This window comes from Pseudomonas sivasensis, from assembly GCF_052938085.1.
In genome coordinates, this window is sequence record NZ_CP176442.1 from 6,340,984 (window position 1) to 6,351,098 (window position 10,115).

8 protein-coding genes are annotated in these 10,115 nt (G+C 61.9%); all 8 read right to left on the minus strand.

Features of this window, described 5'->3' with window-relative positions:
- Window positions 1-47: 47 nt before the first annotated feature.
- Window positions 48-2,723, minus strand: a complete 2,676-nt coding sequence (tssH, locus tag ACKZ62_RS29095) for a type VI secretion system ATPase TssH (protein ID WP_032884440.1) — start codon at window positions 2,721-2,723, stop codon at window positions 48-50.
- Window positions 2,716-3,759, minus strand: a complete 1,044-nt coding sequence (tssG, locus tag ACKZ62_RS29100; RefSeq protein WP_032884439.1) for a type VI secretion system baseplate subunit TssG — start codon at window positions 3,757-3,759, stop codon at window positions 2,716-2,718. Before tssG ends, tssH begins: the two co-directional genes overlap by 8 nt.
- Complete coding sequence (gene tssF / locus ACKZ62_RS29105) at window positions 3,723-5,582, minus strand: type VI secretion system baseplate subunit TssF (protein ID WP_447096181.1); 1,860 nt, start codon at window positions 5,580-5,582, stop codon at window positions 3,723-3,725. The genes tssG and tssF overlap by 37 nt, the downstream gene beginning before the upstream one ends.
- Window positions 5,579-6,094, minus strand: a complete 516-nt coding sequence (gene tssE, locus ACKZ62_RS29110) for a type VI secretion system baseplate subunit TssE (protein ID WP_005792513.1) — start codon at window positions 6,092-6,094, stop codon at window positions 5,579-5,581. The genes tssF and tssE overlap by 4 nt, the downstream gene beginning before the upstream one ends.
- Window positions 6,095-6,186: 92 nt before the next feature.
- Window positions 6,187-6,675, minus strand: a complete 489-nt coding sequence (locus ACKZ62_RS29115; protein WP_017735732.1) for an Hcp family type VI secretion system effector — start codon at window positions 6,673-6,675, stop codon at window positions 6,187-6,189.
- Window positions 6,676-6,846: 171 nt separating this feature from the next.
- A complete protein-coding gene (gene tssC, locus ACKZ62_RS29120) occupies window positions 6,847-8,343 on the minus strand; it encodes a type VI secretion system contractile sheath large subunit (protein ID WP_032884437.1) in 1,497 nt (498 codons plus the stop codon).
- Between the two features lie 2 nt (window positions 8,344-8,345).
- Window positions 8,346-8,852 (minus strand): type VI secretion system contractile sheath small subunit, encoded by a 507-nt coding sequence (gene tssB, locus ACKZ62_RS29125; protein WP_010207547.1) that lies wholly within the window; start codon window positions 8,850-8,852, stop codon window positions 8,346-8,348.
- A 54-nt stretch (window positions 8,853-8,906) separates the two neighbouring features.
- Window positions 8,907-9,926, minus strand: a complete 1,020-nt coding sequence (gene tssA, locus ACKZ62_RS29130) for a type VI secretion system protein TssA (RefSeq protein ID WP_447096182.1) — start codon at window positions 9,924-9,926, stop codon at window positions 8,907-8,909.
- Window positions 9,927-10,115: the final 189 nt, after the last annotated feature.

Below are 10,115 nucleotides of genomic sequence, written 5' to 3' on the forward strand. Positions count from 1 at the left end.
ATCGGGGGCAAGCCCCCTCCCACACTTAAACCGCATTCCAACAGTCGTTATTCGGCGTCGCTGAAGTCGTAGTGCAATTCATTATCCCGGCTGCTGATGCGCACACCCGCCAGCGCCTTGCCCTCAAGCATGCGCGTGAGGAACTCACGGCTCATGTCCGGCAGCAGGCTGTTGGTGAGGATGGTGTCGATCATGCGTCCGCCGCTTTCGGTTTCGGTGCAGCGCGAGACGATCAGGTCGACCACCGCGTCGTCGTAGTCGAAGGCGACCTTGTGGGTATTCTCCACGCGCTTCTTGATGCGGTTGAGTTGCAGGCGGGTGATCGCCTTGAGCATCTCGTCGCTCAGCGGGTAGTAGGGGATCGTCACCAGGCGGCCGAGCAAGGCAGGCGGGAAGATCTCCAGCAATGGCTGACGCAGGGCCTTGGCGATTTCTTCTGGCTCGGGGATGTTCGCCGGGTCTTTGCAGACGCGGGAAATCAGCTCGGTACCGGCGTTCGTGGTCAGCAGGATCAGGGTGTTCTTGAAGTCGATCACCCGGCCTTCGCCGTCTTCCATCACGCCTTTGTCGAACACCTGGAAGAAAATTTCATGCACGTCCGGGTGGGCTTTCTCCACCTCGTCCAGCAGGACCACGCTGTAGGGTTTACGCCGCACTGCTTCGGTCAGCACGCCGCCTTCGCCGTAGCCGATATAGCCCGGTGGCGCGCCCTTGAGGGTCGACACCGTGTGAGCTTCCTGGAACTCGCTCATGTTGATGGTGATCACGTTCTGCTCACCGCCGTACATGGCCTCGGCCAAGGCCAGGGCGGTTTCGGTCTTGCCCACGCCGGAGGTGCCGGCGAGCATGAACACGCCAATCGGCTTGCTCGGGTTATCGAGGCCGGCTCGGGAGGTCTGGATGCGCTTGGCGATCATCTGCAGGGCGTGGTCCTGGCCGATGATGCGTTTCTTCAGATGCTGGTCGAGGTTAAGCACCGTCTCCAGTTCATTGCGAGCCATGCGGCCCACCGGGATACCGGTCCAATCAGCGACCACCGAGGCCACGGCCTGGTAATCCACGGTCGGTAGGATCAGCGGAGTTTCGCCTTGCAGCGCGGTCAGTCGCTGTTGCAGATCGACCAGTTTCGCACGCAACTCATCGCTCTCGTTGTTACCCGCATCGCTGTCCACAACCCCGGCCTTTTCACGCAGGGTGGCACGGGTGGCGAGCAACTCATCCACCAGGGTTTTCTCTTCGGCCCAGCGGCTTTCCAGGGTCGCCAGGCGCTCACGCTCGGCGCTTAACAGGGTTTCGCTGTTGCTCTGGCGCGCACCAATGTCGATGCCGATGGCATGCTCGCGGGCGATGATTTGCAGCTCGGTTTCCAGGGCTTCGATGCGGCGGCGGCTGTCGTCCACTTCGGCCGGTACGGCGTGCAGGCTGATGGCGACGCGGGCGCAGGCGGTGTCCAGCAGGCTTACGGATTTATCGGGCAACTGGCGCGCCGGGATATAGCGGTGAGACAGCTTTACCGAGGCTTCAAGGGCTTCGTCGAGGATCTGCACCTGGTGGTGTTTCTCCATGGTCGATGCCACGCCGCGCATCATCAGCAGAGCTTTGTCTTCCGACGGTTCAGCAACTTGCACGACCTGGAAGCGGCGGGTCAGCGCTGGGTCTTTCTCGATGTGCTTCTTGTACTCGGCCCAAGTGGTGGCGGCCACGGTACGCAAGGTGCCACGGGCGAGGGCGGGCTTGAGCAGGTTGGCTGCATCACCCGTCCCGGCGGCGCCACCGGCACCTACTAGGGTATGGGCTTCGTCGATAAACAGGATGATCGGCTTGGGCGAGGCCTGGACGTCTTCGATGACCTGGCGCAGGCGCTGTTCAAACTCGCCTTTCATGCTGGCGCCGGCTTGCAGCAGGCCTACATCGAGGCTGCGCAGTTCTACGTCTTTCAGTGCAGGCGGCACGTCACCGGCGACGATGCGAAGGGCGAAACCTTCGACCACGGCCGTCTTGCCGACGCCGGCTTCACCGGTGAGGATCGGGTTGTTCTGGCGGCGGCGCATGAGGATGTCCACCAGTTGGCGGATCTCTTCGTCACGGCCGACGATAGGGTCGAGCTTGCCGCTGCGAGCCTGTTCGGTCAGGTCGACGGTGAAACGCTTGAGGGCTTCCTGTTTGCCCATCGCACTCGGTGCCATGGCGCCGCTGGCCTCGCCTGGAACACCGGCGTTAAAGCCGTCGCTGGCGCTCAAGGCGTTTTCCGGCGAGTCGCCGACGTATTCGTCAAAGCGTTCGCTCAGGGCTTCGGCCTTGATCTTGTCGAACTCAGACGACAGGCCGAGCAACGCATGGCGCAGGCTTGGGGTCTTGAGGATGCCCAGCACCAGGTAACCGGTGCGCACCTGGCTTTCGCCGAACATCAGGCTGCCGTATACCCAGCCGCGCTCCACGGCTTCTTCCACATGGGACGACAGGTCGGTGATCGACGTCGAGCCACGCGGCAGGCGGTCCAGGGCTTCGGTGAGGTCACGGGCTAGGCGCGCCGGCTCGACGTTGAACTGGCGGATGATGCGGTGCAGGTCCGAGTCCTGCAGTTGCAGCAACTGGTGAAACCAGTGGGCCAGCTCCACATACGGATTGCCCCGCAACTTGCAGAACACGGTGGCGGCTTCGATGGCCTTGTAGGCCACGCTGTTGAGTTTGCCGAACAGTGCGGCGCGACTGATTTCACCCATGCTCTGGATTCCTTGAGGTGGTGGCTTGATCGGCGTAATGCCGGGCCAGGATTAGGTCGTTGGCGTCATGCTCGGGATTGCCGAGCCAGGTGTTAAAGCCCAGGCGGAACTGGCCATTGAGTTGCAGCGCCGGTACTTCGGGTTGTTGCAAAACCAGGTTCAAGTCCCAGTCCAATTCATGGCCCAGGTACTCGGCCACCCACGCCACCAGCTCGTTGAACGGCTGACTGCCGGGCAGCATGCCCATGTAGTCGTCCAGCTTGAGCGGGCCCAGGCGGATACGGAATTTGTGCTGGCGGTCCCACACATGGCTGCCCAGGCAAAAGTCCACACCCAGCCGGTTGGCGCTGACACTCACACGGCTGCGCTCTGGCAGTTCCAGCCATTGGCCGACGTATTCTTCAATCTCCACCGGCAGGCCGAAATACTCGCCGAGGATTGCCTTCAAACCGTCTGGGTAACGGGTTTGCGCTGATAAGTGACCGCTGTAATGCAGCTTCGCCGTGTCGGGAATCAGCCCTTGGTTGAGCAGACTCGGCATGCCTCGACCACTTAAGGCGGCGAGGCGTGCAGACCAGTAGTCATCATCCGGTCGGTCATGGCTGACCGTCGGCCGCGCCTCGGCCCAAGCCCGATAAAACAGGCTTAGCAGGCGGTGGTGGAAGACGTCCAGGAACTGCTTGCTGGTGCTGTCAGCATTGTTGCGCTGGCGCTCGCGTACGTACTCGGTGATGTGCAGCGGCAACGGGCCGTTCGGGCCGCCGAGGCCAAAGAAGAACTGCTCCAGGCGTGCGGGTTTGCCATCGCCGCCGGGGTCGACCGACGCCAGGGTGGCCGGGGCGAACGTGCAATCGGCCTGTTGCCCCAAGCGTAGCGGGTCGTCTGCCAGGCGCAGGGAATGGCCCAGGCGCGGCAGGTCCGGCGATTCGCACTCGATACGCCGCAACGCCTGGAAGAAATCGTATTCCCAGGGCTCCTGATGCATCGCATCCAAAGTACTCACAGGGTCGGACGACGCCCGGGCTTGGCTTTCCATCGCATGATCTCGCCGCGTTCGGTGGTACGGATCACCGTCTCGGTAAAACTGTTGATCGACACGTAGCGTGCCAGGAAGCGTTCCAGCACCGCACCGAGCAGGAACACGCCGGTACCGCGAAACGCGTTTTCATCGAACTCCAATGTGATCTCAAGACCGCGGCCAAATACGATCGGTCCGGGCATCGGCAGGCGCCGGGTGACGGCCTTGCTGCTGACGTCGCGCAGACCTTCGATCTGCAATTGCAGGGCGGCGTCATTGCTGTCGCCATACAGGCGCAGTAATTCGCGCAAGGCACCCGCGCCCTGGCCTTGTTCGCTCAGGGACAAATAGTTGAGCGACAACTGGCTGATCAGGCGCCAGGCCTTGGCATCATGGGCATGGCTGGCGCGCGGGCGGCTTGGGCCGGCGACGCAACGCACGGATAAAACTGGCGCGCTGTCGGAGAGGGTGAAGTCGGTCTTGCCATTGCCCACGCTCATGAACAACGGCAGATCGCGATTTGTGCACAGCGCTGTCACGCCCAGTTGGCGCAGGTCGTGGCCGTAGGGCGCCTGGCGGCTGTCCACCAGGCTGACGAAGGTTTCGCTGCCCACGTAGGTAGAGCGTGGGCCATTGCGGCGTTGGTCGCTGGATAGCACGCGCGGCTCGCGACGCACTGTGTAGTACGCCTGGTCGCGGCCATAACGGGATGGATCGCGTACTGCATAGAACGGCAAAAATGGCTGCTCTGGCCCAGTACCGTGGCCGGTGATGCCGCTCAGCGAGTGAATCTCGAAATCCATTGGCCGTGTGCGGTCGGCGATCACGTGGTGCTCGTTGACCCGGTCGGACAAGTAGATGCGGTCCACGCGCTTCGGGAACAAGTTGATCGCCGGGGTGCAGAACGGCAGGAATTGCGCCGCGCCGACGCTGCCTTCCAGGCTCGGTTCGTGACGGTCGAACAGCACGATCAGCTCCAGCTCCTGGCCGTCGCAACGTTTGACCGCGCGGCTCAGTTCGGCGAATTCGACGAACAGGAAACGGTGGGGCAGGGCGAAGTATTCCTGCAACAACCGATAGCCCTGGAATGCGCGCGCAACGACCGGCATAGCCGCGTCGGCATCGTCGAAACCCCGGGAGCGCAGTGCGTCCTGGGGCAACCGCTCAACCCAATCGCCACCGGGCTTGCGCGCAAACACCGCGCAGGCGTTGCCCAGCAGTTGTTCGTAAAGGCGGAACGGCTGTTCGTCGGCGCCGCTGAGGTACAGCGGCAGGTTGTCCAGGTCGAGGCTGTTGAACGGCAATTCTGCGCCGGTGCGTAGGGTCAGGCGCAGGCCGGCTTTGGCTTTCGGCTCACTGGCGGCCAGGCGACCGAGTACGGCGGCGGGGTTGCCGAAGTACTCGGCATTGCTGACCTGCAACGGCCACAACGTCACCGGGTGTGCGGTGCGGTACTCGCAGCAGGTCTGGGTTTCGCGGCCCAGGGCGGCACGCAACACGGTGTCGCGCGGCAGCGGGAAACCACTGGCCAGGGAGCCTTCGTCGGGGTCGGTCTGCAATTGCACCACGGTCATCGACGGGGTCGGCGCCAGGTAGTGCGGGTAAGCGATTTCCAGCAGGTTGTGGGTGAAGGTCGGGTACTCGGCGTCGAGTTTGAGCTGTACGCGGGCGGTGAGGTAAGCGAAGCCCTCAAGCAAACGTTCGACATACGGGTCGGCGCAGTCCATGCCAGACAACGTCAGCCGACTGGCGATCTTCGGGTATTCCTTGGCGAACTCGGCGGCGCTCTCGCGCACGTGATGCAGTTCTTGGTTGTACAGCTCCAGCAGGCGCGGATTCATGGGCGTCTCCGCTGGTCGGCATTGACCACGCGCACGTGGCCGGATTCAAGGTCGAGGTCGGTTTGCAGCAACAGGCGCAACGGCACTGGCTGCGCCCACAGGTCGCCTTCGATCTCGAAACTCAGGGCGTTGTGATTCATCTCGCCATGGCCGACGCGAGCCTTCACCCGCAGGGTATGGCGAAGGATGCGCGGTTCAAAGGTGGCAATCGCCTGGTAGATCAGGGCTTCCAGAGCCTTGATATCGACACTGGAAACGCTGTTGCCCGCCAATGCAGGTAGGCCGTAATTGACCACCGAGGTACCGGCCGGGGTGTGCAGCGTGGCGTCGGCATCGAGCAACGACGTGGTATTGAGCAACCACGCAAGGTCGCGCAGCACCGAGGCTTTCAATTGGGTCAGGGACAGCACGCGTTTGTCGGCGCTTTCCTTGGGATTGGTTGGGTCGTCGTCAGTCAGCCGGTCCAGCAAGGACGGTTGCAGACGGTCGCGGGAAGCGATTTCAGTTACCACCAAAGCAGCTCCACGGACGGGTTGTGAGAGGGACGATTGTTCTGAGGGGCAGGGCTAGTGGCCGTGGCATGAGACCACGGCCACCAGGGCTATCAGCGCTTGGTGTTGGAACGGATGTTCCAGCCAAACTTGATTGCACCGCCGTCTTTGGTGCCGTCGGCTTTCTGCGGCTGGTAGTCAACCATCACTTGGGCGAAGTTCAGGGTGACGTTCTCGGTCAGGCGATCATCGGAGCCCGAACCGCCGGTGCTCAGGGACGTGACCAGCACTTCTTCCAGGTTGATCACCATGTACTCGACCTGGCTTTCACCACCGGCCTTGCGCACAGTCAGCTTGACCTTGTCGATGTGCTTGCCGCTGGCGCAGTGCATCATCAGGTTCGGCGAAGCTTTGTCGACGTACTTGGTCAGCGACAGGTCCTGGATATTCACCTTGCCTGCACCACCACCACCGCCCACGTGCATGTTGCCGGACTGGGCCATGCCCCAGCTCCAGTTCAGTACGTCGATTTCGTCCTTGTGGGCCTTGTCCATAGACTCGCCCTTGATGTCGCCGATCTTGATGAAAATATCAACAGCCATGTTTTCTCCCTGTGTGGCGCTTGCCACTGAATTTGAGTAACTCCAAATGCGCAGTGCCTTTGTGTGGGAGGGGGCTTGCCCCCGATGCAGGCACCTCGGTGTGTCAGTCACACCCCAGTGATGCTATCGGGGGCAAGCCCCCTCCCACAGAAGAGCCAGCTCATCCGTGGGTTAGGCGCTTTTCGCCGAAGGCAGTTTCGATACCAGGCGCAGCGACACGGTCAGCCCTTCGAGCTGGTAGTGCGGGCGCAGGTAGAACTTGGAGTTGTAGTACCCCGGGTTGCCTTCGACGTCTTCCACGATCACTTCGGCGGCAGCCAATGGGTGCTGGGCCTTGGTGGTTTCGGTGGAGTGCGCCGGGTCACCGTCGACGTAGTTGAGGATCCAGTCCTGCAACCAGCGCTGCATCTCGTCCTTCTCTTTGAAGGACCCGATTTTGTCGCGCACGATGCACTTCAAGTAATGCGCGAAACGGCAGGTGGCGAACAGGTACGGCAGGCGCGCGGCCAGGTTGGCGTTGGCGGTGGCGTCCGGGTCGTCGTATTCGGCCGGTTTCTGCAACGACTGAGCGCCGATGAACGCGGCGAAGTCGGTGTTTTTCTTGTGCAGCAGCGGCATGAAACCGTTCTTCGCCAGCTCCGCTTCACGGCGGTCGCTGATGGCGATTTCGGTCGGGCACTTCATGTCCACACCACCGTCGTCGGTAGGGAACGTGTGGGCCGGCAGGTTTTCCACTTCACCACCGGACTCCACGCCACGGATGCGCGAGCACCAGCCGTAGTGCTTGAACGAACGGTTGATGTTCACCGCCATCGCGTATGCGGCGTTGGCCCAGGTGTACTTGGAGCTGTCGGCGCCGTCGGTGTTTTCTTCGAAGGCGAAAGCTTCCACCGGGTCGGTCTTGGCGCCATACGGCAGACGCGCCAGGAAGCGCGGCATGGTCAGGCCGATGTAGCGCGAATCTTCCGATTCACGCAGCGAGCGCCAGCCGGCGTATTCCGGGGTGGTGAAGATCTTGGTCAGGTCGCGCGGGTTCGACAGTTCCTGCCACGAGCCCATGCCCATCACGGTCGGCGAGGCCGCAGCGATGAACGGGGAGTGCATGGCCGCGCAGACTTTCGACAGCTCGCCCAGCAACTCGACGTCCGGAGGCGACTGATCGAAGTAGTAGTCGCCGACCAGGCAACCATACGGTTCGCCGCCGAACTGGCCGTATTCTTCTTCGTACATTTTCTTGAAGATCGGGCTCTGGTCCCACGCGGTGCCCTTGAATTTCTTCAGGGTCTTGTGCAGGTCCGGCTTGGAGATGTTGAGCACGCGGATCTTGAGCTGCTCATCGCTCTCGGTGTTGTTGACCAGGTAGTGCAAGCCACGCCAGGCGCTTTCCAGCTGCTGGAAGTCCTGATGGTGGATGATCTGATTGACCTGGGCGGTGAGCTTGGCGTCGATGGCGGCGATGATCGATTCGATCGACTTGATCGCGTCGTTGGACACCAGGTCTGTTTGCGCCAGAGCCTGTTCGGCCAAGGTGCGCACAGCGGTTTCCACGGCTTCGCGGGCACGCTCGGTCTTGGGTTTGAACTCTTGTAGCAGCAGGTTGGCGAACTCGCTGGCTTCTTCGGTGGCACCCAGGATCTGGCTGCCTTCGCGGGCGGTATTGTCAGTCATGATTATTGGTCCCCTGCAGGCTTAGGCGCGCTGGCAAGTGCCTGAAGCAGTGCCGGGTCCTTGATTGCCTTCATGATGATTTCTTCAGCGCCGGTCTTGCCGTCCATGTAGGTCAGCAGGTTGGCCAGCTGGGTGCGGGCTTCGAGCAACTGGTTCAGCGAGTCGACTTTGCGCGCCACGGCGGCCGGGCTGAAGTCGTCCATGCTTTCGAACGTGATATCCAGGCTCAGGTTGCCTTCGCCGGTCAATTCGTTCGGTACGTGGAACGCTACGCGCGGCTGCATGGCCTTGAGGCGCGAGTCGAAGTTGTCGACGTCCACTTCAAGGAACTTGCGATCAGCCACTGGCGCCAGAGGCTCGGCAGGTTTGCCGGCGAGGTCGGCCATCACACCCATCACGAAGGGCAGCTGGACCTTTTTCTCGGCGCCGTAGAGCTCGACGTCGTACTCGATCTGCACCCGAGGCGCGCGGTTGCGCGCGATGAATTTCTGAGAACTTTGCTTCGCCACGTTGCTGCTCCTGGTCGCTTGAGCGACGGTGTTGTTACTGCGCAGTCGGACGGCTTACTCGCCGTCCGGCCCACGCAGGTTTTCAAATTGGGACATGCCATCGGGAATCAGATTGCGCACGATCGCGGCAAAGTCGGCATGCACCAGATTCTTCGCTCGGTTCAACAGCACCGGCAGCGGGCTCGAAGGCTCGTGACGGGTGTAGTACGCAAGGATCTTGTCCAGGCTGCGCAGTACATCATCGCGGCTGGCGATATCGCCGGCCGGGCGCGATGCCGCATGGGCAGCGGCGTACTCGACCGAGGGGGCATTGTCGTCACTGACGGCCTCGGGTTCGCTGCTGCCTTGGGTGTCTGGAACCGCTTGATTAAGCACTTGCAGCGCCTGCTTGAGCGGTTGTTTCAAGAGGGTCAGGTCCACGCCTTGGGCTGAACCGACCTGGTCGCTGACCTGCTGCTCGATGGCTTCGCAAGCCGCACGCGCGGCGCGCAAGGCGTCGCGGGTGGCTTGCAGGTGTTCGGGGTCGCTGTCGAGGAACGCGGCGTTCAGTTGCTGGGCGCCGAGCTGTTCGTCGGGGAAATTCATCAGGCCGCTGGCATTCAGCGCGGCGCGCAGGCTCACGGGGCCGAAGGTGCGCGAGCGCGTGAGGATGCTTTCGCGCAGCAGGCGAATGGTCGCGTCACTGGTCAGGCCAGACAGGGCGTTGATGCGCACGGTCGGGTCGTTGTCGTCGTCGGCATCCAGGCGCGGGTGCAGGTCGGACCAGTATTCGCGCAACAGGGCGTCGATCAGTTTCAGGACGTCGGCCAGCCCGGCCACACCCTGGAGGGCGAGGGAACTTTGCAGGAGGAAATGGGTGATGCGCAGGTCTTTGCTGCGCTGCAGCAAGTCGAGGCTCTGCTGCTGGATGCTGCGCCAGTCCGGCGGCTCGGCGGGCAAGATGGAATCACCCATGCTGCGCTCAGGCTGGCCCTTGGCATCACGCTCCAGTTGGAGAAATTGCGCGTCATATTCCATGTCTTCGCCACAAGGCGAAGTCGCGGAAACGGCGGTGAGCAGCAACGGCACATCCACTGAAATTGATCTCCCTATCAGCCCGTTATATGGCGGGCAATTCATGCATTAGTTGCGCGAGGAACTTTGCATGTTTTCTTGGTCATATAAGCACGATGCTACTAATGTGCCATCATTGGTGTTCAAGAAGTTGTGCATTTTTGGTGTAGTAGTTAGGGCTTGTCAAGGTAAGCTATTCGCCCTCTGTGA

Excerpts from the sequence above, each read along its gene's own strand:
- tssH (WP_032884440.1), bottom strand. The coding sequence starts at position 2,723 with ATGGGTGAAATCAGTCGCGCCGCACTGTTCGGCAAACTCAACAGCGTG.
- ACKZ62_RS29115 (WP_017735732.1), bottom strand. The coding sequence starts at position 6,675 with ATGGCTGTTGATATTTTCATCAAGATCGGCGACATCAAGGGCGAGTCT.
- tssC (WP_032884437.1), bottom strand. The coding sequence starts at position 8,343 with ATGACTGACAATACCGCCCGCGAAGGCAGCCAGATCCTGGGTGCCACC.
- tssG (WP_032884439.1), bottom strand. The coding sequence starts at position 3,759 with ATGGAAAGCCAAGCCCGGGCGTCGTCCGACCCTGTGAGTACTTTGGAT.
- tssF (WP_447096181.1), bottom strand. The coding sequence starts at position 5,582 with ATGAATCCGCGCCTGCTGGAGCTGTACAACCAAGAACTGCATCACGTG.